This is a genomic window from Arenimonas composti TR7-09 = DSM 18010, assembly GCF_000426365.1.
Classification (GTDB): domain Bacteria; phylum Pseudomonadota; class Gammaproteobacteria; order Xanthomonadales; family Xanthomonadaceae; genus Arenimonas; species Arenimonas composti.
This window is the reverse complement of sequence record NZ_AUFF01000001.1, coordinates 766525-789556: the sequence shown is the minus strand read 5'-3', so window position 1 is coordinate 789556 and position 23032 is coordinate 766525. Positions and strand designations below refer to the sequence as shown.

Genomic DNA, 23032 nt, shown 5'->3' with positions numbered 1-23032 from the left:
CCCCCTGTTGAAGGATGATGACCGCAATACGCCGCTTTCGATCCGTTTCATTCGACCCTGGGGAAGGAATGATGAAACTCCGCAAGAGCGTCTCGCTGTTCGCGACATCCGCGCTGTTCGCGCTTCTCGCCGGTTGCGGCGGCCCGTCCGGCGATCCGCCGGTCGACGGCACCGCCCCGCCACGCGCCACGCCACCCGCCGGTGGCCGCATGGTCAACGTCTACAACTGGTCGGACTACATCGCTCCCGACACGGTCGAGAACTTCACCCGCGAGACCGGCATCGCCGTCACCTACGACACCATGGACTCCAACGAGACGCTGGAGACCAAGGTGATGACCGGCAACAGCGGCTACGACATCGTCGTGCCGTCGCTGACCTTCCTGGCGCGGCAGATCAGGGCCGATGTCTATCTCGAGATCGACAAGTCGCGGCTGAGCAACTACGGCAACCTCGACCCGCAGTTCATGCAGCTGCTGGCGCAGAACGATCCCGACAACCGCTTCGGCATCCCCTACCTCTGGGGCACCACCGGCATCGGCTACAACGTCGCCAAGGTGCGCGAGATCCTCGGTGAGGACGCGCCGACCGACAGCTGGGCGCTGGTGTTCGACCCGCGCTACGCCGAGAAGCTCAAGGGCTGCGGCATCGCCCTGCTCGACACGCCTTCGGAGATCATCCCGCCGGTGCTGCGCTACCTCGGCGAGGATCCGAACAGCTTCGACCCGGCGGTGATCCAGAAGGCGGCCGACCGGCTCGTCGCGCTGCGCCCGAACATCCTGTACTTCCATTCGTCGAAGTTCATCGACGACCTGGCGAACGGCGACATCTGCGTCGCGGTCGGCTGGTCCGGCGACATCATCCAGGCCAAGGCCCGCGCCGAGGAAGCCGCGGCCAACCGCGGCGAGACCGATCCGCCCGGCGTCGAGGTCGCGTACTACATCCCGAAGGAAGGCGCGCCGATGTGGTTCGACATGCTGGCGATCCCGAAGGACGCCCGCAACGTCGACGAGGCCTACGCCTTCCTCGACTTCCTGCTGCGTCCCGACGTCATGGCCGGCATCCAGAACTTCGTGATGTATGCCAGCGCCAACAAGGAGGCGCTGCCGCTGGTCGACGATGCGGTGCTGCAGGATCCGGGCATCTATCCGACCGAGGACGTGAAGTCCGGCCTGTTCACGCTGGCGGTGCTGCCGCCGGAAGTCGACCGGTTGTTCAACCGCCACTGGACCCGCATCAAGACCGGCCAGTAAGGCCGACCCGCAAGGACACGCCGATGGCAGCAGTGGGCAACGGGGCGCCGGCCGGCGCCGGCAACGGCGGCGCCAACGGCGCCACAAAGGGCGCGGCCGACTACCTGCGCATCGACGACGTCACCAAGGAGTTCGACGGCTTCGTCGCCGTCGACGACGTCAGTCTCGACATCCGGCAGGGCGAGATCTTCGCCCTGCTGGGGGCGTCCGGCTGCGGCAAGTCGACCCTGCTGCGTTGCCTGGCCGGCTTCGAGAAACCGTCCTCCGGACGCATCCTGCTCGACGGCCAGGACATCACGAAGCTGCCGCCCTACCAGCGGCCGATCAACATGATGTTCCAGTCCTACGCGCTGTTCCCGCACATGAGCGTCGAGCAGAACATCGCCTTCGGCCTGAAGCAGGAGAAAGTGCCGGCGGCGCAGATCAGGACGCGCGTCGACGAGATGCTGGCGCTGGTGCGCATGGAGAAATACGCGAAGCGCAAGCCGCACCAGCTCTCCGGCGGCCAGCAGCAGCGCGTCGCGCTGGCGCGCTCGCTGGCGAAGCGGCCGAAGCTGCTGCTGCTCGACGAGCCGATGGGCGCACTCGACAAGAAGCTGCGCTCGCAGATGCAGCTGGAGCTGGTGAACATCGTCGAGCGGCTGGGGGTGACCTGCGTGATGGTCACCCACGACCAGGAAGAGGCGATGACGATGGCGCACCGCATCGCGATCATGGACGCCGGCCGCATCCGCCAGGTCGGCACGCCCGACGAGACCTACGAGCAGCCGAACTCGCGCTTCACCGCCCAGTTCATCGGTTCGGTGAACCTGATCGAGGGCACGATCAGGGACGACGAGAAGGACTTCATCACCATCGCCAGCCCGGCGATGCAGGCGCTGCTCTACGTCGGCCACGGCGTCACCGGCTTCGAAGGGCAGGAAGTCGCGCTGGCGCTGCGTCCGGAGAAGGTCCTGGTCGAGAAGGACGAGCCGGCGCAGCCGCACAACAAGGTGCGCGGCACCATCGAGGACATCGCCTACTTCGGCAGCCACTCGGTCTTCCACGTGCGCCTGCCCGGCGGCACGAAGCTGATGGCGAACATGATCAACAGCCAGCGCTGGGCCAGCGAGCGCTTCACCTGGAACGACGAGGTGTGGCTGAGCTGGGACGACAATGCCGGCGTGGTGCTGACCTCATGAGGCGCCTGCGGGCCTCGATCGCGAAGCGGATGCCCGGCTCGCGCTGGCTGGTCATCGCGGTGCCCTACCTGTGGATGCTGCTGTTCTTCGCGGTGCCGTTCGCGATCGCGCTGAAGATCAGCTTCTCGACCGCGATGATCGCGCAGCCGCCGTACGCGGACCTGCTGACCCGCGCCGGCGACCACCTGCGGATCGACCTGAACCTCGGCAACTACCTGTTCCTGCTGCGCGACGACCTCTACGTCGCCGCCTACCTGAGTTCGCTGAAGATCGCGCTGATCTCGACGATCCTCTGCGTGCTGGTCGGCTATCCGATCGCCTACGGCATCGCCCGGATGCCGCCCTCGTCGCGCAACATCGCGCTGATGATGGTGATCCTGCCGTCGTGGACCTCGTTCCTGATCCGCATCTACGCCTGGGTCGGGATCCTGAAGAACAACGGCCTGCTCAACAACCTGCTGATGGGCATCGGCCTGATCGACGAACCGCTGCAGATCCTGCACACGCCGGTGGCCGTGTACATCGGCATCGTCTACGCCTACCTGCCGTTCATGGTGTTGCCGCTGTACTCGAACCTGGTCAAGCACGACCAGCGCCTGCTCGAGGCCGCGCAGGACCTCGGGGCGCCGCCGTGGAAGGCCTTCCTGAAGGTCACGCTGCCGCTGTCGCGTGCCGGCATCATCGCCGGGGCGATGCTGGTCGGCATCCCGGTGGTCGGCGAGTTCGTGATCCCGGAGATGCTCGGCGGCGCCGACACGCTGATGATCGGCCGCGTGCTGTGGCAGGAGTTCTTCAACAACCGCGACTGGCCGGTGGCCTCGGCGGTGGCGATCGTGATGCTGGTGCTGCTGATCATCCCGATCGTGATCTTCCACCACTACCAGTCGCGCGAGCTGGAGGCGAAGCTGACGTGAGCCAGGGTCGCGGCAATTCGGCTTTCACGAAGACGATGCTGGTGCTCGGCTTCGTCTTCCTCTATGCGCCGATCATCAGCCTGATGGTCTACTCGTTCAACGAGTCGAAGCTGGTGACCGTCTGGGCCGGTTTCTCGACGAAGTGGTACGGCGAACTGTTCCGCGACCAGCAGATGATGGCGGCGGCCTGGGTCAGCATCCGGGTCGCGTTCTGGACCGCCTGCGGTTCGGTGGTGCTCGGCACGCTGGCCTCGCTGGCGATGACGCGGATGCGGCATTTCCCCGGCAAGACCCTGTTCGGCGCGCTGATCACCGCGCCGCTGGTGATGCCGGAGGTGATCATCGGCCTGTCGATCCTGCTGCTGTTCGTGTCGATCGGTCCGGTCATCGGCATCGGCGAGCAGCGCGGCATGCTGACGATCTGGATCGCCCACGTGACCTTCTGCACGGCCTTCGTGACCGTGGTGATCTCCTCGCGCCTGAGCGAGCTCGACCGCTCGCTCGAGGAGGCGGCGATGGATCTCGGCGCGAACCGGGTGAAGGTGTTCTTCGTGATCACCCTGCCGATCATCGCGCCGGCGCTGATCTCGGGCTGGCTGCTGGCGTTCACGCTGTCGCTGGACGACCTGGTGATCGCCAGCTTCGTGTCGGGCCCGTCCTCGACGACGCTGCCGATGAAGGTGTTTTCATCCGTCCGTCTCGGCCTGAGTCCGAAGATCAACGCGCTGGCGACGCTGATGATCGTCGCGGTCACGATCGCCGCGTTCATCGCCTGGTGGCTGATGCGCCGCGACGAACGGCGCCGGCAGCGCGACGTGCAGCTGGCGCTGCAGAAGGGCTGAAACCATGTACGAGACGCGCGATCCCTGGACCGGTGCGGTGCACCGGCAGCCGACCCATTCCGACGCCGACATCGACACCCGGCTCGGCGCCGCGGCAGCGGCCTTCCCGGCCTGGGCGGCGCTGCCGCTGCAGGCGCGTGGCGCGCACCTGCATGCGATCGCCGCGGCCCTGAAGGCGCAGCGGCGCGAACTGGCGGCGCTGATCACCGCCGAGATGGGCAAGCTGACGAAGGAAGCGCTGGCCGAGATCGACAAGTGCGCCGTCGCCTGCGCCTTCTATGCCGACAACGCCGGCCGCTGGCTGGACGACGAGCCGGTGGCGACCGACGCGAAGCGCAGCTATGTGCGCTACGAGCCGATCGGCTGCGTGCTGGCGATCATGCCGTGGAACTTCCCGTTCTGGCAGGTGTTCCGCTTCCTGGCGCCGGCGCTGATGGCGGGCAACGTCGCGGTGCTCAAGCATGCGGTGAACGTGCCGCGCTGCGCCGATGCGATCGCCGCGGTGCTCGCCGCCGCCGGGCTGCCGGCGGGCGTGTTCGGCGTGCTGCACATCGACAACGAACAGGCGGCGCGGGTCATCGCCGACCGCCGCGTCGCCGCGGTCACCCTGACCGGCAGCGAGCGCGCCGGCCGATCGGTCGCCGCCACCGCCGGCGCCCACCTGAAGAAGTGCGTGATGGAGCTCGGCGGCAGCGACCCCTTCGTCGTGCTGGCCGATGCCGACCTCGACGCCACGATTCCGGTGGCGGTCGCGTCGCGCTTCGGCAATGCCGGGCAGACCTGCATCGCCGCGAAGCGTTTCATCGTGGTCGACGCGATCGCCGGGGAGTTCACCCGCCGCTTCGTCGAGGCCGCCGCCGCGCTGCGCACCGGCGATCCGCGCGAGACGTCGACGGGGCTGGCCCCGATGGCGCGCCCGGACCTGCGCGACCAGCTGCAGCGGCAGGTCGACGCGAGTGCCGCGAAGGGCGCGCGCGTGCTGCTCGGCGGGGCGCCCGGCGACGGCGCGACCGGTTATCCCGCGACCGTGCTCGCGGACACCGCGCCGGGCATGCCGGCCTGGGACGAGGAGCTGTTCGGGCCGGTGGCGTCGATCGTCCGCGTCGCCGACGAGGACGCCGCGGTGCAGGTCGCCAACGACACGCCCTACGGCCTCGGCGCCTCGGTGTGGACCCGCGATCCGGCCCGCGGCGAGGCGCTCGCGCGCCGCATCGCCGCCGGCGCCTGCTTCGTCAACGCGATCGTGCGCAGCGACGTGAGGCTGCCGTTCGGCGGCACCAAGATCTCCGGTTTCGGCCGTGAGCTCGCGGGGCACGGCATCCACGAATTCATGAACATCAAGTCCGTCTGGGTCGACTGAGCCGGACGGGGAGGGCAGGGCCATGCACGACTGGAAGCTGGTCAGCGAACGTGCCGGGAAGGGCAATCCGCTGCCGCCGCGCCGCGACGACCGCAGCGAGGCGCAGTGGCGCGCGGTGCTGGCCGACGACGTGTTCCGCATCACCCGGATGGCGGCGACCGAGCGGCCCTTCAGTTCGGAGATGTGCGGCCTGTTCGAGCCCGGCATCTACCGCTGCGCCTGCTGCGGCACCGAGCTGTTCGACGCCGGCACGAAGTTCGAGTCCGGCACCGGCTGGCCCTCGTTCTCGCAGCCGCTCGCCGACGACGTGATCGCCTACATCGACGACCGCAGCTACGGCATGCGCCGGGTCGAGACGCGCTGCAACGTCTGCGACGCCCATCTAGGGCACGTCTTTCCCGACGGCCCGGCGCCGACCGGGCTGCGCTACTGCATCAACGCGCTGGCGCTGGAGAAGAAGGCGATCCCCGGGCTCTGAGCTCAGCGCGCGATCGCCGCGACCACGTCGCGGCCGTGTTCCCGCAGCAGCGGCTCGCTGCCGATCGCGCGCCGGTTGCGGGTGACCACCCGTTCCTCGCGCAGCACGCGCCGGCTGGCGGGGTCGACGACGTGGACGATGCTCTCGACGAAATCGCCGCCGGGCGTGCCGCCGGCCTGGCGGTTGCCGATGCCGGTCGCACGGTAGTTGGTCACGGTGATGCGCAGTTCCATCGCGCCGGCGGTGCCCATCGCCACCTTGGCGCCACCGAGCTGGCCGGCGGCGGCATCGAAGAGTTCCGCGCGTTCGTCGGGCGTCAGCCCGAAGCGATCCTGGATCGCGATCCAGTACTGTCCCGACACCGCGACCGGCCCGGCCGGCGCCGGCGTCAGGACTTCGGTGACGGTGCCGCAGGCGGCGAGCAGCAGCAGGCACAGAGCGAGGACGAGGCGCATCGGAATTCTCCCGGTTCGAGGCCCGGAAGTTGGCGCAGGCGTGCAGCGTCCGTCAAGGCGTCTTTCATCGTCGTTTCACCGCGGCCGCGGCAACCTCGCGCCATGCGAGCGAACGAACACGACGACAGCGAAGGCCGCTTCACCGCCGAACAGGTGGCGATCGGCGACGGCGCGGCCGCCGCGGCCATGATCGGGGCGGGCGAGCCGGACTTCGTGCCCGGGCCACTGCCGCCGCCGGCGCGTCGCTACCTGCGCCCCAGCGCCTATTGGGCCGACCGCTGGCTGGAGCTGCGTCGCCCCTGAGCGCAGACCCCGGGATCCGGGGTGGCGCGGCGGCAGCGCGGGCGCCGACGGCGGGCTATCCTGCCTTGCCTTCCCGGCCGCCCGGTCCGCATGTCGCCGTCCCGAACCCAGCAATTGATGCAGTCGCGCCGCATCGCGTTCGCCGTCGCAGCGCTCGCGTTGCTGGTTCTGGTCGTGATCGCGAGCGTGCCGCCGGTCACCCTGTTCGCGCGGCGCGACGATCTGCTGACGGTGCACCTGCTGGTCGAGGCCGTCGCCGTCGTGATTTCCCTGATGGTCGTCTCGGTGGCCTGGCATTCGCTGCAGGCCGACGCCGAGGACAGCGGACGGGCGCTGATCCTCGGCTTCACCGTCGTCGCCGGCGCCGACCTGCTGCATGCGATGGCCTATCCCGGCATGCCGGCGCTGGTGACGCCCGGCAATTCCGGGAAGGCGATCTTCTTCTGGCTGGCGGCGCGCAGCGCGGAAGTGCTGACGTACGCGCGGCTCGCGATGTTCCCGCCGGTGCACCTGACCCGGCGCGCCGCCCTCGGCTGGGGGGTCGGTATCGTCGTGGCGCTGTTCTTCTTCGGCACCTGGCACCTCGGCTGGTTCCCGCAGACGTTCCGGCCCGGCAGCGGCGTCACCGCGTTCAAGTCCGGCTTCGAGATCGTGCTCAGCGTCTGCTACTTCGCGCTGGCGCTCTACCTGTACCGGCGCGGCCGGCGCGAGGAGCGCCTGCGCTGGCTGTGGCTGGCCACGGCCTGCTTCGTGATGGGCTGCGGCGAGTTGCTGTTCTCGCGCTACGTCTCGGATTCCGACCTGCAGGTGCTCGCCGGGCACGGCTTCAAGCTCGTGGCCTTCGCCTTCGTCTACCGGGCGGTGGTGATCGCGGCGCTGCAGGAGCCGCTGCGCCAGCTCGAGCGCTCGGGCCAGACCATCCGCGACCAGCAGGCCGAACTCGAAACGCTGCTGCGCAACCTGCCGCTGGGCATCTCGCGGATCGACCGCGAGCGGCGCTTCCGCTATCTCAATCCCAGCCGTGCCCGCCTGCTCGGCGCCGATCCGGACCAGGTGATCGGCCACCGCGTGGACGAGGTGCTCGGGGCGGAGACGCTGGCGGTGGTCGAGCCGCACCTGGCGCGGGCGCTGGCCGGCGAATCGGCGCGCTTCGAGGCCGGCTACCCGCGCGCGGACGGCGCCGTCCTGAACCTGAGCGTGGTGCTGGTGCCGGAGCCGGGCAGCGACGGCGGGGTGGAGGGGGTGCTGTGCATCTTCAGCGACGACAGCGAGCGCCACGAGGCGCAGTCGGCCCTGCTGGGCACGCTGCGCGAGCTGTCGGACCTGAAGGCGGCGCTGGACGCGCACGCGATCGTCGCGGTCACCGATGCGCGCGGGGTGATCCAGCGGGTCAACGACAAGTTCTGCGCGATCTCGAAGTACGCACGCGACGAACTGGTCGGGCAAACCCACCGGCTGATCAACTCGGGCACCCACCCGCGGGCGTTCTTCGTCGACATGTGGCGGACGATCGCCAGCGGCCGGGTCTGGAACGGCGAGGTCTGCAACCGCGCGAAGGACGGTTCGCTGTACTGGGTGCACACGACGATCGTGCCGTTCATCGGTGGCAACGGCCTGCCCGAGCAGTACATCGCGATCCGCGCCGACATCACCGCGCGCAAGCAGGCGGAAGAGGCGGCGCTCAGGCTGGCCTTCCACGATCCGCTGACCGGGCTCGGCAACCGCCGGATGATGCAGGACCGGCTGCGGCGCGGCCTCGCGCAGTCGCGCGCCCACCGCCGCTACGGCGCCCTGATCCTGATCGATCTCGACGAGTTCCGCGCGGTCAACGACACCCTCGGCCACGAGGCCGGCGATGCCCTGCTGCGCGAGGTCGCGCGCCGCCTCGGCGAGTGTGCGCGCGAGGCCGACACCGTGATCCGCCTCGGTGGCGACGAGTTCGTGCTGGTGCTCGAGGACCTCGGCGAACGCCTGGATACCGCCACCACCCGCGTCGCCGAGATCAGCGAACTGGTGCGGCGCGTGCTCGACCAGCCCTATGTGATCGACAGCATCCGCGTCGACGCGCCGCCGAGCGCCGGCGTGGTGATGCTCGACGGCGGCATCGGCCAGGAGGAGGACGCGCTGAAACAGGCCGAGCTGGCGCTGTACAAGGCCAAATCGGCCGGCGGCAACCAGGTGGTGTTCTTCGACCCGGCGCTGCAGCAGGACGTCAACGAGCGCGCCGGCCTGCTCGCCGACCTGCGCGACGCGCTCGAGCTGGGCCAGCTGCGCCTCCATCTGCAACCGATCGTCGCCGGCGACCGCCGCGTGCTCGGGCACGAGGTGCTGCTGCGCTGGTCGCATCCGCAGCGCGGGCTGGTGTCGCCCGCCAGCTTCATCCCGCTCGCCGAGCAGAGCGGCCTGATCCTGCCGATCGGCCAGTGGATCCTCGAGTCCACCTGCACCCTGCTCGCGGCCTGGGCCGCGGACCCGGTGAAATCGCAGTGGACGCTGGCGGTGAACGTCAGCGCCCGGCAGTTCCACGATCCCGGCTTCGGCGACAGCGTGCTGCTTGCGCTGCACCGCAGCGGCGCCGATCCGCGCCGGCTGCGCCTGGAACTCACCGAGAGCATGCTGCACACCGACCTCGCCGAGACCGCCGCGCGCATGGAGCGGCTGCAGCGCGAGGGCGTGCGCTTCTCGCTCGACGACTTCGGCACCGGTTATTCCTCGCTGGCCTACCTGCAGCGGCTGCCGCTGGACGTGCTGAAGATCGACCAGTCCTTCGTGCGCGAGATCACCACCCGCGCCAGCGACGCGGTGATCGCCGAGACCATCGTCTCGCTCGGCAAGAGCCTGCGCCTGCGGGTGATCGCCGAGGGCGTCGAGACAGAAGCCCAGTTCGAGTTCCTGCGCGGGCTCGGCTGCGACGGCTTCCAGGGCTGGCTGACCGGGCGGCCGGTGCCGGCTGAGGAGTAGGCCGCTGCAAAGAAAAACCCCGGCGCGAGGCCGGGGTCGGTTTGGTGGAGGTGGGGGGAGTTGAACCCCCGTCCGAGAGCACTCGGTCTCCGGTACTACATGCTTAGCCCGTTGTTCGATCTCGGACGCCGGCAACACAACGTGCGAAGCACACCGTCGTCCACACCCGCTAGGTTGACTGCCGGTTGGCGGGTCGCCGCCGACAGCTGTGCCGTGATGATGACCCTACATCCACGAGCACGGCCACAAGTGGGTTCGGGGCTTACGCCTTAAGCGGCGAGAGCGTAGTTGTCGTCGTTGGCAACTATGATTTTGCCGCTGGATTAACGAGGAAAGCTGCCCCCTCGGCATGCACCGGTCGACGTCGCCACCCCCGTCGAAGCCAGGACACCCCCGGACTCGTCGGAAACGATGAAGCTACCGATGGCGGGAGTATGGGGGCGGGACGGCGGGGCGACAAGCCCGGCGGTCTGGCGGTTCATGCAGAGAAGAACTGATCAGGAGCGCGGAAACGGCAAGGGAAGCGCCGCGGCGGGTGCGGCATGCTTCATTTCTCATTTCTTCGCTTCACATCATTTCTTCTCTCACGCGTCCCGGTTATGCCGCCGCATCACCCGCTGCCTGTCCCGCTCCCAGTCGCGGTCCTTCGCCGCCTGGCGCTTGTCGTGGCTCTGCTTGCCCTTCGCCAGCGCCAGTTCCAGCTTCACCTTGTTGCCCTTCCAGTAGACCCGGGTCGGGATCAGGGTGTAGCCCTCGCGCTCGACATAGCCGACCAGCTTGTCGATCTCGTGCCGGTGCAGCAGCAGCTTGCGGGTGCGGCGGTCGTCGGCGACGACATGGGTCGAGGCCTGGCTGAGCGGAGTGATCTGGGCGCCGAACAGGAACAGTTCGCCCTTCTTCACGAGCGCGTAGGCGTCGCCCATGTTCATGCGGCCGGCGCGGATCGACTTCAGCTCCCAGCCCTGCAGGGCGATGCCGGCCTCGTAGCGGTCCTCGAGGTGGTAGTCGTGGCGCGCGCTGCGGTTGACCGCGATCGTGCGATCGCCGTCCCGCGAGTCCTTGCCGCTTCCGTTATTCTTGTTCTTCGACATTTTCCTTCCTTCGCCGGCATTGTCGCGCATCCGCGGCCGCAGCGGCGAGCCACCGGACTGCGAGCCCCGATGACCAAGATCCACCGCCACGCCCTGGTGCGCCATTCGGCGTTGCGCATGTACGGCCTGGTCAACGACGTCGCGAGCTATCCGCAGCGCTTCGGCTGGTGCGAGGGCTCGCAGGTGCTCGAGGAGTCGCCGACGCACATGCTGGCGCGGCTCGACGTCCGCGCCGCGGGAATTCGCGTGTCTTTCACGACCCGCAACAGCCTCGAGGCGCCGACCCGGATCGCCCTGCAGCTGGTCGACGGGCCGTTCCGCGAGCTGCACGGGGCCTGGAGTTTCCACAGCCTCGCCGAGGACGCCTGCAAGGTGAGCCTGGACCTCGATTTCATCGTCGCCGGCAAGTTCGTCGGCTCGGCGCTGGCGATGGGTTTCCAGGGCCTCGCCGATCGCATGGTCGACGACTTCTGCCGCGAGGCCGATCGCGGATGAGCGGGCTGCGGGTCGAGATCGTGTACGCGCTGCCGGACCGCTGCGCGCGCGTCGAGGTCACGCTGCCCGCAGGCGCCACGGTCGCCGATGCGCTACGCGCGGCGAACCTCGCGGAGACGATGCCCGAGGCGGAGGTCGATCCGGCCCGACTGGCGGTCTACGGACGCCTGGCGACGGCGGAGGCGGCGCTGCACGACGGCGACCGCATCGAACTGCTGCGGCCGCTGCGGGTGGATCCGAAACAGGCGCGCCGGCGGCGCGCCACCGGCGGCCCCGCGCCGTAGGAGCGGCTTCAGCCGCGATGCTCTTGTAGCTTTCCCGGCATCGCGCCTGAAGGCGCTCCTGCACAGAGGGGATCGCGCCTGAAGGCGCTCCTGCACAGAGGGGATCGCGCCTGAAGGCGCTCCTGCACAGAGGGGATCGCGCCTGAAGGCGCTCCTACAGTGACGGCGTCAGTTGCCGGCGGGGCGCGGCTGCCGCGGCTTGTCCTTGTCGCGCGCCAGGTTGCCGAAGCGGCGCATTTCCGCGGCCAGTTCGCTGTCGGCTTCCGGGAAGTACTCGCCTTCCCAGCGGGCGAGGGCGTCGCCTTCGAAGTACAGCGTCAGGTTCTTGATCTCGGTGTCGCCGGTGCGGCGGCGCGCGGTCTGCACATAGTCCCAGCGCGACTGGTGGAACGGATCGGCGACCGAGGGGGAGCCGATCAGGCTGAACACCTGCTGGCGCGTCATCCCGACCTTCAACTGGTCGACGTATTCCTTGTCGAGCAGCGTGCCCTGGAACACGGGCTGCCGGTAGACGATGCCGCAGCCGGAGATGAAAACGGCGGCGAGCAACAGGATCAGGGCCTTGCGCATTGCGGACATCCGGGTCGGTGGACGCCCGATGATACACTACGCCCCGCGCACGCCAGCCTGAGGCCAGCTGCACGCTTACACGGATCGAGATCAGGAGATCGCCATGGAATCCCAGGACCTGCGCCGGGCCGGCCTGAAGGTGACCCACCCGCGCACGCGCATCCTCGAGATCCTCGAGCGCTCGAGCACCCCGCACCTCACCGCCGAGGACATCTACAAGGCCTTGATCGCCCAGGGCGAGGACATCGGCCTGGCCACGGTGTACCGCGTGCTGACCCAGTTCGAGGCGGCGGGGCTGGTGCTCAAGCACAACTTCGAGGGTGGCCAGGCGGTGTACGAGCTCGACCGCGGCCAGCACCACGACCACATGATCGACGTCGAGACCGGCAAGGTGATCGAGTTCACCAGCCCGGAGATCGAGCGCCTGCAGCACGAGATCGCCGCCCAGTACGGCTACGAGATCGAGGAGCACTCGCTGGTGCTCTACGTGCGCGCGAAGAACCGGCGCGCGGCGCGCTGATTCTCTCCGATGTAGGAGCGCCTTCAGGCGCGATGCGCGCGAAGCGCGGGTGAGGAATCGCGGCTGAAGCCGCTCCTGCAAGCCGGCCTTATCGCGCCTGAAGGCGCTCCTACAGGGGGGGGCGCTGGGCGCGGGCGAGCATCTGCCGGGCGTTCGCGCGCACCTCGCGGGTGATCTCGACGCCGCCGAGCATCCGCGCCAGTTCCTCGATGCGCGCCTTCTCGTCGAGCGGCTCGACCGCGCTGCGGGTGCCGTCGCCGGCCACCGCCTTGCTGACCCGGAAATGGCCGTGCCCCTGCGCCGCGACCTGGGGCAGGTGGGTCACGCACAGCACCTGACGTTCGGCCCCGAGCGCGCGCAGCTTCTGGCCGACGACTTCGGCGACGGCGCCGCCGATGCCGGTATCGACCTCGTCGAAGACCATCGTCGGCACCGCATCGAGACCCAGGGCCGCGACTTCGATGGCCAGGCTGATGCGGGCCAGCTCGCCACCGGACGCGACCTTGCGCAGCGGCCGCGGCGGCTGGCCGGGATTCGCGGAAACCATGAACTCGCAGCGCTCGCCGCCGCCCGCGGCCGGGCGTTCGCCTTCGACGGGCTCGAGCTGCACCGAGAACACGCCGCCCGCCATGCCGAGTTCGTCCATCAGCGCCGCGACCGCGTCGCCGAGGCGAGTGGCGGTGGCGCGGCGCGCGGCGCCGAGGCGGTCGGCAGCCTCGCGCCAGGCACGGGCGAGGGCGCTGCGCTGCGCCTCGAGCGCAGCCGCGCGTTCGCCGGCGCCGGCGAGGCCGGACAGTTCCGCCCGCAGGGCCTCGCGCCGCGCTTCCAGGCCGGACAGTGGCACGCGGTGCTTGCGGGCCAGCTCATGCAGGCGGGCCAGGCGCTCCTCGAGTTCCTGCAGCCGCGCCGGATCGAGGTCGAAGCCGTCGCGGATGCGTTCCAGCCCGGCGCTGGCCTCGCCGATCTGGATCTGCGCCGACTCCAGCAGGGCGACGACCTCGGCCAGACCCGGCTCGTCGGCGGCGAGCCGCGATAGTTCACCGGCCGCCTGGGCAAGACCCCTTGCCAGCGACCTGCCGTCGTCGCCGGCCAGCCGCGCCAGCGCCTGCTCGCAGCCGGCGAGCAGGCCGGCCGCATTCGCCTGGCGCCGGTGCGCGGCCTGCAGCGCCTCGAGTGCCTCGGCGTCCAGCGCTTCCCTGTCGAGTTCGTCGAGCTGGTGTTGCAGCCAGTCGATGCGGTCGCCGACGTCGCCGGCGTGTTCGATCGCCGCCAGGGCGCGGTCGGCGGCCTGCCATTCACCGGCCAGGCGTGCGGTCTCGGCGAGCAGTGGCGCGTGCTGGCCGAAGGCGTCCAGCAGGGCGAGCTGCTGGCCGCGGTCGAGCAGGGCCTGGTGTTCGTGCTGGCCGTGGATCTCGACGAGCAGGCCGCCGAGCGCGGCGAGCTGGCCGAGGGTCGCCGGGCGGCCATTGATCCAGGCGCGGCTGCCGCCGTCGGCGCGGATGATCCGGCGCAGCTGGCAGTCCTCGCCGTCGTCGAAGGCGTTGTCGACCAGCCAGGCGCGGGCGTCGGGGGCGTCGTCGAGCAGGAAGGTCGCGGCGAGTTCGGCGCGGTCGGCGCCGTGGCGGACGATGCCGGCATCGGCGCGCGCCCCGGTCAGCCACATCAGGGCATCGACGAGCAGCGACTTGCCGGCACCGGTTTCGCCGGAAACGACGGTCATGCCGGGCCCGAAGGCCAGTTCGGCGGCGGCGACGACGGCGAAATCCTTGAGGCTGAGCAGGCTGATCATGGGCGAGCGATTCTGCCGGAAGTCGGCAGGTTTGGCTGCCCCGGGCCGCGCTCGCCAGCGGCGCCACGCGGCCGTTCGGGTAGGAATTCGCCGCGTCCGGCGGCACGCCCGGCCGCCGGCCTTGCACCGCCGCCCGCCGGCCCGTATCTATCGGGCATGAACATCAGCCTCGATGCCCGCGAGCGCGCCCTGCTGCGGGCCCTGATCGCCCAGCACATCCGCGACGGCGAGCCGGTCGGCTCGCGCACGCTGGCCAAGCGCTCCGGCCTGGACGTCAGCGCGGCGACGATCCGCAACATCATGGCCGACCTCGAGGAGGTCGGGCTGGTCGCGGCGCCGCACGTGTCGGCGGGGCGGGTGCCCACCGCCCAGGGCTACCGGGTCTTCGTCGACAGCCTGCTGCAGATGCGGCCGCTGCCCGATGCCGAACTGCTGCGGCTGCGCAGCCGCATTCCGGCCGGCGCCGGCACCGGCGAGCTGCTCAGCAGCGCCAGCGAGCTGCTGTCGGCGATGAGCCAGTTCGTCGGCGTGGTCACGGTGCCGCAGCGCGACCAGTTCGCGTTCCGGCACATCGATTTCGTCGGCCTCGACGGCGGCCGGGTGCTGGTGATCCTGGTGTTCACCGACAACGAGGTGCAGAACCGGGTGGTCACGCCCCGGCGCGCCTTCAGCGCGTCGGAACTCGAACAGACGGCGAACTACCTCAATGCCCAGTTCGCCGGCCGCCCGGTCGCGGAGATCCGTGCCGCCCTGCAGCGCGAGCTGCGCGAGACCGGCAGCGAGATGCAGCGCCTGCTCGATGCCGCGCTCGAGCTGTCCGGCGAGGCCCTCGCCGGCCGCAGCGGCGGCAGCGACGACATGCTGCTGGCCGGCCAGACCCGGCTGATGGGCGTGCAGGACCTGGCCGACATGGAGCGCCTGCGCGACCTGTTCGAGGCCTTCTCGCGCAAGCGCGAGATCCTGCAGCTGCTCGAGCGCACGATCAGCGCCCCGGGCGTGCGGGTGTTCATCGGCGAGGAGACCGGCCTGGCGCCGCTCGATGCCTGCACCGTGATCACCGCCCCCTACGTCAGCCAGGGCCGGGTACTCGGCGTGCTCGGGGTGATCGGCCCGACCCGGATGGCCTACGATCGCGTCATCCCGATGGTCCAGGCCACCGCCGACGTGCTCGGCGCGGCCTTGAATCCGGTACCCACAGCCCCATAAGCCCGGCAAGGCCGCGTCCACCACCGGCCCGCCACCGCAAGGAATCCCGGAAATGCAGAGTGAGAACCCCTTCACGGGCGCGCCCGCGCCCGGCGACGCCCAACGTGCCGCCGATGCCGCGGACGCCCGTAGCGAAGGCGAGGGCAGCCCGACCGACAATCCGCTCGAGGCCGAACTCGAACAGCTGCGCGCCGCGCTGACGGCGCTGCGCGAGGAAACGCTGCGCGAGCGCGCCGACCTCGACAACCAGCGCAAGCGGATGGCGCGAGAGATCGAGCAGGCCCGCCGCTTCGCCAACGAGAAGCTGCTGTCGGAACTGCTGCCGGTGCTCGACGCGCTCGAGGCCGGGCTGGCCGCCGCGGCCGGCCAGGACGGCCCGCTGAAGGAAGGCCTCGAGCTCACCCGCCGGCAGCTGCTGAAGGTCGGCGAGAGCAATGGCCTGCGCCAGCTCGACCCGGTCGGCCAGGCCTTCGACCCGGAGTGGCACCAGGCCATCAGCCAGGCGCCGGCGGAAGGCGCCGCCGCGGGCTCGGTCGTGCAGGTCTTCCAGAAGGGCTACGCGCTCAACGACCGCCTGCTGCGCCCGGCCCTGGTGGTCGTCGCGGCCGGCTGAGGGTGCCCTTGAACGCAACACTGTGAGCCCCATTTCGGAACCAGCCGCGGCGCCGCCGCTCCGAACGAACCAAGAAGAAACCCCGAGGAAAACCACAATGGGCAAGATCATCGGCATCGACCTGGGCACCACCAACAGCTGCGTCGCGGTGATGGAAGGTGGCGTCGCCAAGGTCATCGAGAACTCCGAGGGCGACCGGACCACGCCGTCCATCGTCGCCTTCACCAAGGACGGCGAGGTCATCGTCGGCGCGTCCGCGAAGCGCCAGGCCGTCACCAATCCGAAGAACACCTTCTATGCGGTCAAGCGCCTGATCGGCCGCAAGTTCACCGACGCCGAGGTCAAGAAGGACCTCGACCTGGTGCCCTACGGCATCATCGGCCACGACAACGGCGACGCCTGGGTGCAGACCGCCGACGGCCGCAAGATGGCGCCGCAGGAGATCTCCGCGCGCGTGCTCGAGAAGATGAAGAAGACCGCCGAGGCCTACCTGGGCGAGACGGTCACCGAAGCCGTGATCACCGTGCCGGCCTACTTCAACGACTCGCAGCGCCAGGCGACCAAGGACGCCGGCCGCATCGCCGGTCTCGACGTCAAGCGCATCATCAACGAGCCGACCGCGGCCGCGCTGGCCTACGGCATGGACAAGAAGGGCGGCGACCGCAAGGTCGCGGTCTACGACCTCGGCGGCGGCACCTTCGACGTGTCGATCATCGAGATCGCCGAGCTCGACGGCGAGAAGCAGTTCGAGGTGCTGGCCACCAACGGCGACACCTTCCTTGGCGGCGAGGACTTCGACAAGCGCGTCATCGACTACCTCGTCGAGGAATTCCAGAAGGAGCAGGGCCTGGACCTGCGCAAGGACCCGCTGGCGCTGCAGCGCCTGAAGGACGCGGCCGAGCGCGCCAAGATCGAGCTCTCCTCGAACCACCAGACCGAGGTCAACCTGCCGTACATCACCGCCGACGCCTCCGGTCCGAAGCATCTGAACATCAAGCTGACCCGGGCCAAGCTCGAGGCGCTGGTCGAGGACCTGGTCCGCAAGACGATCGAGCCGTGCCGCGTCGCGCTGAACGATGCCGGCCTGCGCGCCGGCGACATCTCCGACGTGATCCTGGTCGGTGGCCAGACCCGCATGCCGAAGGTGCAGCAGGCGGTCGCCGAGTTCTTCGGCAAGGAGCCGCGCAAGGACGTCAACCCGGACGAGGCGGTCGCGATCGGCGCCGCGGTGCAGGGCGGCGTGCTCGGCGGTTCGGTCAAGGACGTGCTGCTTCTCGACGTGACCCCGCTGAGCCTGGGCATCGAGACGATGGGCGGCGTGATGGACAAGGTGATCGTCAAGAACACCACGATCCCGACCAAGGCCACCAAGACCTACTCGACCGCCGAGGACAACCAGTCCGCGGTCACCGTGCACGTGCTGCAGGGCGAGCGTGACCAGGCGCGCTTCAACAAGTCGCTGGCCAAGTTCGACCTCAGCGGCATCGATCCGGCGCCGCGCGGCATGCCGCAGATCGAGGTGTCCTTCGACATCGACGCGAACGGCATCCTGCACGTGTCGGCGAAGGACAAGAAGACCGGCAAGGAGCAGAAGGTCGAGATCAAGGCCGGCTCGGGCCTGAGCGAGGAGGAGATCCAGCGCATGGTCGCGGACGCCGAGGCCCACCGCGAGGAAGACCGCAAGTTCCAGGAGCTGGTCGCGGCGCGCAACCAGGCCGACGGCCTGATCCACGCGACCCGCAGCGCGGTCACCGAGCATGGCAGCAAGGTGCCGGGCGACCAGCTCGCGGCGGTCGAATCGGCGCTGTCCGACCTCGAGACCGCGATGAAGGGCGACGACAAGGCGCAGATCGAAGCGAAGACGAATGCGCTGCAGCAGGCCGCGCAGGCGCTGTACGCGGCGGCGTCCGGCGGCGCCCAGGCCGAGGCCGGTGATGCCGGCCAGGCGGGCGCGGCTTCCGGTGGCGGCAGCGACGACGTCGTCGATGCCGAGTTCACCGAGGTCAAGGACGACAAGAACAAGAACTGAGGCATGACCCGCCGCCGGCCGAGGCCGCGCGGCGGGATTTCGGGCCCGTGTCCCGCCGGTGACGCCGGCCGGCACGGGCTTCGAGTGTCAGGGCGAGCCGACATGGCGGACGTATGAGCAAGCGCGACTATTACGAAGTACTGGGCGTTGCCCGCAACGCGAGCGAAGAAGAACTCAAGCGGGCCTACCGCCGGGCCGCGCAGAAATTCCATCCCGACCGCAACCCCGGCGACAAGAGTGCCGAGGCGGCATTCAAGGAAGCCAAGGAAGCCTACGAGGTGCTGTCCGACGGCGGCCGCCGGCGGATGTACGACCAGCACGGCCACGCGGCCTTCGAACACGGCATGGGCGGCGGCCACGGCGGCGGCCCGGGCTTCGGCGACGTCAACGACATCTTCGGCGACATCTTCGGCGACATCTTCGGGGGTGGCCGCCAGCGCGGCCCGCGCCGCGGCGCCGACCTGCGCTACCTGCTCGAGCTCGACCTCGAGGAAGCCGTGTTCGGCGTCGACAAGCGCATCGAAGTGCCGACCCTCGTGGCCTGCGAGCCCTGCCACGGCAGCGGTTCCGAGGACGGCCGCACCGAGACCTGCCGCAGCTGCGGCGGTCGCGGCCAGGTGCGCATCCAGCGCGGCATCTTCGCGGTGCAGCAGGCCTGCCCGACCTGCGGCGGCCGCGGCCAGACGGTGGCCAGGCCCTGCAAGAGCTGCCACGGCAACGGCCGCGTGCAGCAGGAAAAGGTGCTGCAGGTGAAGATCCCCGCGGGCGTCGACAACGGCGACCGCATCCGCCTGACCGGCGAAGGCGAGGCCGGACCGCCCGGAACGCCGGCAGGCGATCTCTACGTCGAAGTCGCGGTGCGCGAGCACGCGGTGTTCCAGCGCGACGGCAACGACCTCTACTGCGAGGTGCCGCTGCGCTTCTCGCAGGCGGCGCTGGGTGCGGACATCGTCGTGCCGACCCTCGAAGGCGAGGCGCTGATCAAGGTGCCGGCCGAGACCCAGACCGGCAAGCTGTTCCGCCTGCGCGGCAAGGGCGTGAAGTCGGTGCGCGCGCATGCGCCCGGCGACCTGCTGTGCCGCGTCGTCGTCGAAACCCCGGTGAACCTGACCGCGAAACAGCGCGAGCTGCTGAAGGAATTCGAGTCGACCTTCGCCGGCGAACACGGCGCCCGCCACTCACCGCGCTCGAGCAGCTTCCTCGACAGCGTCAAGGCCTTCTGGGACCGCATGACCAGCTGAGCCCCTCCCGTAGGAGCGGCTTCAGCCGCGACCCGACTTCCCCGTAGGAGCGGCTTCAGCCGCGACCCGACGCCCAAAGAGAAGGCCCTGCTCACGCAGGGCCTTCGTCTTTCCAGCCGAACCGGAACTACCGCGCCGGCCGGTATAGCCTCCCCGGCGTCGGGTTGCCGGAATACGGCTCCAGCCGCTCGCCGACCGCGTCCAGCAGCCGCTCGATGCGGTCGCCCGGGTTCGGATGCGTCGACAGCATCAGCTTCATGCCGCTGGCATTGCCGGCCCCGGACGAGTCCAGGGTCTGCAGCACACCGACCAGGCCGTAGGGGTTGTAGCCACCGCGGGCGGCGATGACCATGCCGCGCAGGTCGGCGTCGTACTCGTCGGCCTTGTCGAGGCCGCTGGCGAAGATGTTCATGCCGGCGTTGAGCACCTCGTCGCCGAACATCCGCACCGCCTGGTCGCCGCTGCGCGAGATCGCCTCGCCGGCGAGATCCGAGAACAGCGCCCGGCCGGCCGCCTTCTTGATCGCTTCCAGCTGGTGCTTGCGCACGATGTGGACGATCTCGTGGCCGAGCACGCCGGCCAGTTCCGACTCGTCGCGCAGGCGGTCGTAAAGGCCGGCGGTGATCAGCACCGTGCCGCCGGGCGTCGCGAACGCATTCACCGAACGGCTCTGGATCACGCCGAAGCGCCAGGGCAGGTCGGGGCGTTCGGACTGCAGCGCCAGCCACATGCCGACCCGGTTGACGTAGCGCTGCAGCTCCTGGTCCTCCACCAGCGGCGCGGCGCCGAGCACGCGCGCGGCGAGTTCGCGGCCGAGGGCGATTTCCTCCTCCTCGGTCATCTCGCGGGTGGCGTCGGCCGCCTTCTTGCCGAAGTTCAGCAGGTTCTCGGCGCCGCTGCCGAGACGGCCGAGGGCGCCGGCCTGGGTCGCGACGCACAGGCCGATCGCGAAGGCGAGGGTACGCATCAGCTTCCTGTTCATCGCGACCTCCGACCGCTGCGGCGGGGTTCAGGCAGATAGTCGACGCGCTGTGCCTGCACCGGCGCCTGGCCGGCGAAGGACGAGGCCTCGTCGCGGCTGCTGGCGAAGCCGTCGAGCTGCGCCAGCGCCATCGTGTCGGGCGCCGCCGTGCGCAGGTCCTCGGCATCGAGGGCGCGCGCACCGGTGGTCGCCGTGGCGCCGGTGGAACCGGCACGGAACAGCGCGCCGACGTCGGCGCCGCTGCCGCGGTCGGCGTCGGCGCTGGCGACGCCGCGGAAGTTCAGCATGCGCGCCCAGCCGGCCTGGCCGGCGGCGGTGGTGACGTTCATCCACGCGCCTTCGCGGGCGGTGACCTCGACGGTGTCGCGCGGCTTCACCTGGCCGGCGACCGGCGCCGAGGCATTGGGTTCGGCGCGCAGGTCGGTGGCTTTCAGCACCGTCGCCGAATCGGCGAGGGCGACGCCACTGACCAGTGCCGCGGCCAGTGCCGCGACCAGGACCCGCCGCCGGAAAGGCAGGGGCATCGGGGTGGACATGAGGGGTTCCTCCTGGATCACTCTGGGTTGGCGGGGAAAGGTTCGTACAGATCCACCGGCTTTTCACGGCCTTTCACATGGAACTGGCCCCGGTGTTCGAAACGGAAGCGCTTCGGATCGCAGGCCGCGCGTGTCGCTTCCGAGACCAGCACGCGCGCGACGCCCTTGGTGGTGCCCTCGATACGGCTGCCGAGGTTCACGGTATCGCCGATCGCGGTGTACTCCATCCGCGTGTCGCTGCCAAGGAAGCCGACGACGGCCGGGCCGGTGTGAAGACCGATGCCGACGTCGAAATCGCCGAGCTCGGGTTCGACCTTCAGCAGTTCGGCGCGGAATTCGTCGAGCTGGCGGCACATCTCCAGCGCGGTCGCGACCGCGCGATCGGCATGGTCGGGCAGGTCGCCGGGGGCGTTCCAGAACGCCATGATCGCGTCGCCGATGAACTTGTCGAGGGTGCCGCCGTGGCGGAACACCACGTCGACCTGGCGGGTGAAGTAGTCGTTGAGCAGCGCCACGACCGCTTCCGGCGTGCGCGTTTCCGACAGCGTCGTGAAGCCGCGGATGTCGGAGAACAGGATCGTGATCTCGCGCGCCTGCGGCTTCTGCTCGCGCGACAGCTCGCCGGTCTCGACCAGGCCGGTGACCACGCGCGGATCGAGGAAGCGGCCGAAGATGCCGATGGTCTCCTCGCGCTCGCGCCGCTCGAGCCACTGCGCCTGGATCGTGAACAGGCCGTAGGCGAGCCAGGCCAGCAGCAGCGCGGCGGCCACCGGGGCGTACCGGTCGTGGCCGAGCGACACGTAGGCGCCGGCCAGCGCCGCCCCACTCGCGGCCGCCAGCCACAGGCCGATCACGACCGGCGTGCGCCGTCGCCGCACGAAGCCGGCGACGAGACCGGCGACCAGCAGCGCCGCGAGCGGCCAGCGCGCCGGCAGGTCGCGCAACCAGTCGCCGTCGCGCAGGTTGGCGATGCCGGTGGCGACGATCGCCGCGCCCAGGGTCTGCGAATCCAGCGGCGTCGGCCGGAAGTCGCCGAGACCCGGTGCGGTCGGCGCGACGATCACGACCGCGTCGCGCAGCGTCGGCGCGAGCTGCGGATCACCGGAGGCCAGATCGTCGAACAGGTCCGAATAGCTCAGCGTGCGCGGCGCCGCCCCGTACCAGTGCATGCGCGGACGCGGCGCCTCGGGCAGGTCGACACCGAGGAAGCGGGCGACCGAGGTCTGCAGCGTCGGCAGCCGCCAGCCGTCGATCGCGTGCCAGAGCAGGAAATGGCGGCCGACGCCGTCGGCATCCGTCTCGAAGTTGACCAGGCCGCCGCGCCAGTTCCTCGTTTCGAGCACCTGCGGGACGATCAGGGTGGCGGTGGCGTCGTCGTCCGAACCGGGATCGCGCTCGGCCCCGAATTCCGGCGGCAGGTTGCGCAGCAGCGACGCATTGCCGTCCTCGCGCGCCGAGGCGAAGAACAGGTTGTCCTGGGCCGCGGCGACCTCCCGCAGGTAGGCGTCGCCTTCCTCGTGGTAGAGGTCGTGGTCGTTGAAGAACAGGTCGAACACCACGGCCTTCGGCGCGAACGGCGCCAGCCCTTCGATCAGCTCGGCATGCACCGCCCGCGGCCACGGCCACTTGCCGGCGATCTCGGCCAGGTTCTCCATGCTCTTCTGGTCGATCGCCAGCAGCACGATGTCGGCCGGCGGCGTGCGCGACCCCGCGTGTGCGCGCAGCATGCGGTCGCCGAGGGCGTCGTCGACGCGGTCGAGCAGGCCCGTGAACCACAGCAGGGCCGCGAGCGCGGCGAGCACGGACAGCGGCAGGCGGAGCGGCATGCGTTTGGTGGCCATCGCGCGAGTGTAGGCAGGACGGCATCGGCGCGGGAGTCGGGCGGACCGCAGCGGCGGGGCGGGCGATTGCCGGTCCCCGCGGCGATCC

22 protein-coding genes and 1 other RNA gene are annotated in these 23032 nt (G+C 70.0%); 15 read left to right on the top strand and 8 right to left on the bottom strand.

The window, feature by feature from the left end; translation table 11 throughout:
* The first annotated feature begins 71 nt into the window (after nucleotides 1–71).
* Genes K311_RS0103575 through msrB form a run of 6 tightly spaced genes read left to right on the top strand, consistent with a single transcriptional unit; the run spans nucleotide 72 to nucleotide 6028 of the window.
* Nucleotides 72–1253, top strand: a complete 1182-nt coding sequence (locus tag K311_RS0103575) for an extracellular solute-binding protein (RefSeq protein WP_026816180.1) — start codon at nucleotides 72–74, stop codon at nucleotides 1251–1253.
* Nucleotides 1254–1276: 23 nt separating this feature from the next.
* On the top strand, nucleotides 1277–2434 hold the full coding sequence (locus tag K311_RS0103570; RefSeq protein WP_051239432.1) for an ABC transporter ATP-binding protein: 1158 nt from the start codon (nucleotides 1277–1279) through the stop codon (nucleotides 2432–2434).
* Nucleotides 2435–2463: 29 nt separating this feature from the next.
* Nucleotides 2464–3348, top strand: a complete 885-nt coding sequence (locus tag K311_RS0103565) for an ABC transporter permease subunit (protein WP_154659446.1) — start codon at nucleotides 2464–2466, stop codon at nucleotides 3346–3348.
* A 35-nt stretch (nucleotides 3349–3383) separates the two neighbouring features.
* Nucleotides 3384–4190, top strand: a complete 807-nt coding sequence (locus K311_RS15130) for an ABC transporter permease subunit (protein WP_043796922.1) — start codon at nucleotides 3384–3386, stop codon at nucleotides 4188–4190.
* A gap of 4 nt (nucleotides 4191–4194) precedes the next feature.
* The gene (locus K311_RS0103555; protein WP_026816177.1) at nucleotides 4195–5550 is read left to right on the top strand and encodes an NAD-dependent succinate-semialdehyde dehydrogenase; all 1356 of its coding nucleotides are present in this window, start codon (nucleotides 4195–4197) and stop codon (nucleotides 5548–5550) included.
* Nucleotides 5551–5572: 22 nt separating this feature from the next.
* Nucleotides 5573–6028, top strand: coding sequence for a peptide-methionine (R)-S-oxide reductase MsrB (gene msrB, locus K311_RS0103550; protein WP_026816176.1), 456 nt, complete (start codon nucleotides 5573–5575; stop codon nucleotides 6026–6028).
* 2 nt (nucleotides 6029–6030) lie between these two features.
* Here msrB and K311_RS0103545 read toward each other — a convergent pair whose 3' ends face one another.
* Nucleotides 6031–6483 carry a hypothetical protein gene (locus K311_RS0103545; RefSeq protein ID WP_026816175.1) on the bottom strand — a complete coding sequence of 151 codons (453 nt, stop codon included), beginning with the start codon at nucleotides 6481–6483 and terminating at the stop codon, nucleotides 6031–6033.
* A gap of 102 nt (nucleotides 6484–6585) precedes the next feature.
* Here K311_RS0103545 and K311_RS0103540 point away from each other — a divergent pair, with 102 nt between their 5' ends.
* The gene (locus tag K311_RS0103540; protein WP_026816174.1) at nucleotides 6586–6786 is read left to right on the top strand and encodes a hypothetical protein; all 201 of its coding nucleotides are present in this window, start codon (nucleotides 6586–6588) and stop codon (nucleotides 6784–6786) included.
* Between the two features lie 117 nt (nucleotides 6787–6903).
* The gene (locus tag K311_RS15125) at nucleotides 6904–9747 is read left to right on the top strand and encodes a bifunctional diguanylate cyclase/phosphodiesterase (RefSeq protein WP_154659434.1); all 2844 of its coding nucleotides are present in this window, start codon (nucleotides 6904–6906) and stop codon (nucleotides 9745–9747) included.
* 42 nt (nucleotides 9748–9789) lie between these two features.
* Here the strand turns inward: K311_RS15125 and ssrA are convergent.
* Nucleotides 9790–10142: a transfer-messenger RNA gene (gene ssrA, locus K311_RS17955) on the bottom strand.
* 189 nt (nucleotides 10143–10331) lie between these two features.
* The gene (gene smpB / locus K311_RS0103530) at nucleotides 10332–10838 is read right to left on the bottom strand and encodes an SsrA-binding protein SmpB (protein WP_026816172.1); all 507 of its coding nucleotides are present in this window, start codon (nucleotides 10836–10838) and stop codon (nucleotides 10332–10334) included.
* A gap of 69 nt (nucleotides 10839–10907) precedes the next feature.
* On the opposite strand from smpB, the gene K311_RS0103525 reads away from it, so the two are divergent.
* Both K311_RS0103525 and K311_RS0103520 read left to right on the top strand, forming a co-directional pair.
* A complete protein-coding gene (locus tag K311_RS0103525; RefSeq protein WP_026816171.1) occupies nucleotides 10908–11333 on the top strand; it encodes a type II toxin-antitoxin system RatA family toxin in 426 nt (141 codons plus the stop codon).
* 5 nt (nucleotides 11334–11338) lie between these two features.
* Nucleotides 11339–11617 carry an RnfH family protein gene (locus K311_RS0103520; RefSeq protein WP_026816170.1) on the top strand — a complete coding sequence of 93 codons (279 nt, stop codon included), beginning with the start codon at nucleotides 11339–11341 and terminating at the stop codon, nucleotides 11615–11617.
* Between the two features lie 168 nt (nucleotides 11618–11785).
* On the opposite strand, the gene K311_RS0103515 is transcribed toward K311_RS0103520, so the two are convergent.
* Nucleotides 11786–12187, bottom strand: a complete 402-nt coding sequence (locus K311_RS0103515) for an outer membrane protein assembly factor BamE (RefSeq protein ID WP_026816169.1) — start codon at nucleotides 12185–12187, stop codon at nucleotides 11786–11788.
* A 103-nt stretch (nucleotides 12188–12290) separates the two neighbouring features.
* Between K311_RS0103515 and fur the strand changes: the two genes are divergently transcribed.
* On the top strand, nucleotides 12291–12707 hold the full coding sequence (fur, locus tag K311_RS0103510) for a ferric iron uptake transcriptional regulator (protein WP_026816168.1): 417 nt from the start codon (nucleotides 12291–12293) through the stop codon (nucleotides 12705–12707).
* Nucleotides 12708–12816: 109 nt separating this feature from the next.
* Here the strand turns inward: fur and recN are convergent, their stop codons facing one another.
* Nucleotides 12817–14496, bottom strand: coding sequence for a DNA repair protein RecN (gene recN / locus K311_RS0103505; RefSeq protein ID WP_026816167.1), 1680 nt, complete (start codon nucleotides 14494–14496; stop codon nucleotides 12817–12819).
* Between the two features lie 156 nt (nucleotides 14497–14652).
* On the opposite strand from recN, the gene hrcA reads away from it, so the two are divergent.
* The 4 genes from hrcA to dnaJ all read left to right on the top strand — a co-directional run bounded on the left by hrcA (nucleotide 14653) and on the right by dnaJ (nucleotide 19585).
* Entirely contained in the window at nucleotides 14653–15702 is a 1050-nt protein-coding gene (gene hrcA, locus K311_RS0103500; RefSeq protein WP_026816166.1) for a heat-inducible transcriptional repressor HrcA, read from the top strand.
* 52 nt (nucleotides 15703–15754) lie between these two features.
* Entirely contained in the window at nucleotides 15755–16315 is a 561-nt protein-coding gene (gene grpE / locus K311_RS15120; protein WP_051239431.1) for a nucleotide exchange factor GrpE, read from the top strand.
* A gap of 97 nt (nucleotides 16316–16412) precedes the next feature.
* Nucleotides 16413–18344, top strand: coding sequence for a molecular chaperone DnaK (dnaK, locus tag K311_RS0103490; RefSeq protein WP_026816164.1), 1932 nt, complete (start codon nucleotides 16413–16415; stop codon nucleotides 18342–18344).
* A 113-nt stretch (nucleotides 18345–18457) separates the two neighbouring features.
* Nucleotides 18458–19585, top strand: a complete 1128-nt coding sequence (dnaJ, locus tag K311_RS0103485; protein ID WP_026816163.1) for a molecular chaperone DnaJ — start codon at nucleotides 18458–18460, stop codon at nucleotides 19583–19585.
* A gap of 127 nt (nucleotides 19586–19712) precedes the next feature.
* Here the strand turns inward: dnaJ and K311_RS0103480 are convergent, their stop codons facing one another.
* Genes K311_RS0103480 through K311_RS0103470 form a run of 3 tightly spaced genes read right to left on the bottom strand, consistent with a single transcriptional unit; the run spans nucleotide 19713 to nucleotide 22944 of the window.
* A complete protein-coding gene (locus K311_RS0103480; protein WP_026816162.1) occupies nucleotides 19713–20567 on the bottom strand; it encodes a M48 family metalloprotease in 855 nt (284 codons plus the stop codon).
* Entirely contained in the window at nucleotides 20564–21103 is a 540-nt protein-coding gene (locus K311_RS0103475; RefSeq protein WP_026816161.1) for an SH3 domain-containing protein, read from the bottom strand. The genes K311_RS0103480 and K311_RS0103475 overlap by 4 nt, the downstream gene beginning before the upstream one ends.
* A 17-nt stretch (nucleotides 21104–21120) precedes the next feature.
* Entirely contained in the window at nucleotides 21121–22944 is a 1824-nt protein-coding gene (locus tag K311_RS0103470) for an adenylate/guanylate cyclase domain-containing protein (RefSeq protein WP_051239429.1), read from the bottom strand.
* Nucleotides 22945–23032 lie beyond the last annotated feature (88 nt).

Excerpts from the sequence above, each read along its gene's own strand:
- K311_RS0103575 (WP_026816180.1), top strand. The coding sequence starts at position 72 with ATGAAACTCCGCAAGAGCGTCTCGCTGTTCGCGACATCCGCGCTGTTC.
- K311_RS0103570 (WP_051239432.1), top strand. The coding sequence starts at position 1,277 with ATGGCAGCAGTGGGCAACGGGGCGCCGGCCGGCGCCGGCAACGGCGGC.
- K311_RS0103565 (WP_154659446.1), top strand. The coding sequence starts at position 2,464 with ATGCCCGGCTCGCGCTGGCTGGTCATCGCGGTGCCCTACCTGTGGATG.
- K311_RS15130 (WP_043796922.1), top strand. The coding sequence starts at position 3,384 with ATGCTGGTGCTCGGCTTCGTCTTCCTCTATGCGCCGATCATCAGCCTG.
- K311_RS0103555 (WP_026816177.1), top strand. The coding sequence starts at position 4,195 with ATGTACGAGACGCGCGATCCCTGGACCGGTGCGGTGCACCGGCAGCCG.
- msrB (WP_026816176.1), top strand. The coding sequence starts at position 5,573 with ATGCACGACTGGAAGCTGGTCAGCGAACGTGCCGGGAAGGGCAATCCG.
- K311_RS0103545 (WP_026816175.1), bottom strand. The coding sequence starts at position 6,483 with ATGCGCCTCGTCCTCGCTCTGTGCCTGCTGCTGCTCGCCGCCTGCGGC.
- K311_RS0103540 (WP_026816174.1), top strand. The coding sequence starts at position 6,586 with ATGCGAGCGAACGAACACGACGACAGCGAAGGCCGCTTCACCGCCGAA.
- K311_RS15125 (WP_154659434.1), top strand. The coding sequence starts at position 6,904 with ATGCAGTCGCGCCGCATCGCGTTCGCCGTCGCAGCGCTCGCGTTGCTG.
- smpB (WP_026816172.1), bottom strand. The coding sequence starts at position 10,838 with ATGTCGAAGAACAAGAATAACGGAAGCGGCAAGGACTCGCGGGACGGC.
- K311_RS0103525 (WP_026816171.1), top strand. The coding sequence starts at position 10,908 with ATGACCAAGATCCACCGCCACGCCCTGGTGCGCCATTCGGCGTTGCGC.
- K311_RS0103515 (WP_026816169.1), bottom strand. The coding sequence starts at position 12,187 with ATGCGCAAGGCCCTGATCCTGTTGCTCGCCGCCGTTTTCATCTCCGGC.
- fur (WP_026816168.1), top strand. The coding sequence starts at position 12,291 with ATGGAATCCCAGGACCTGCGCCGGGCCGGCCTGAAGGTGACCCACCCG.
- recN (WP_026816167.1), bottom strand. The coding sequence starts at position 14,496 with ATGATCAGCCTGCTCAGCCTCAAGGATTTCGCCGTCGTCGCCGCCGCC.
- hrcA (WP_026816166.1), top strand. The coding sequence starts at position 14,653 with ATGAACATCAGCCTCGATGCCCGCGAGCGCGCCCTGCTGCGGGCCCTG.
- grpE (WP_051239431.1), top strand. The coding sequence starts at position 15,755 with ATGCAGAGTGAGAACCCCTTCACGGGCGCGCCCGCGCCCGGCGACGCC.
- dnaK (WP_026816164.1), top strand. The coding sequence starts at position 16,413 with ATGGGCAAGATCATCGGCATCGACCTGGGCACCACCAACAGCTGCGTC.
- dnaJ (WP_026816163.1), top strand. The coding sequence starts at position 18,458 with ATGAGCAAGCGCGACTATTACGAAGTACTGGGCGTTGCCCGCAACGCG.
- K311_RS0103480 (WP_026816162.1), bottom strand. The coding sequence starts at position 20,567 with ATGAACAGGAAGCTGATGCGTACCCTCGCCTTCGCGATCGGCCTGTGC.
- K311_RS0103475 (WP_026816161.1), bottom strand. The coding sequence starts at position 21,103 with ATGTCCACCCCGATGCCCCTGCCTTTCCGGCGGCGGGTCCTGGTCGCG.
- K311_RS0103470 (WP_051239429.1), bottom strand. The coding sequence starts at position 22,944 with ATGGCCACCAAACGCATGCCGCTCCGCCTGCCGCTGTCCGTGCTCGCC.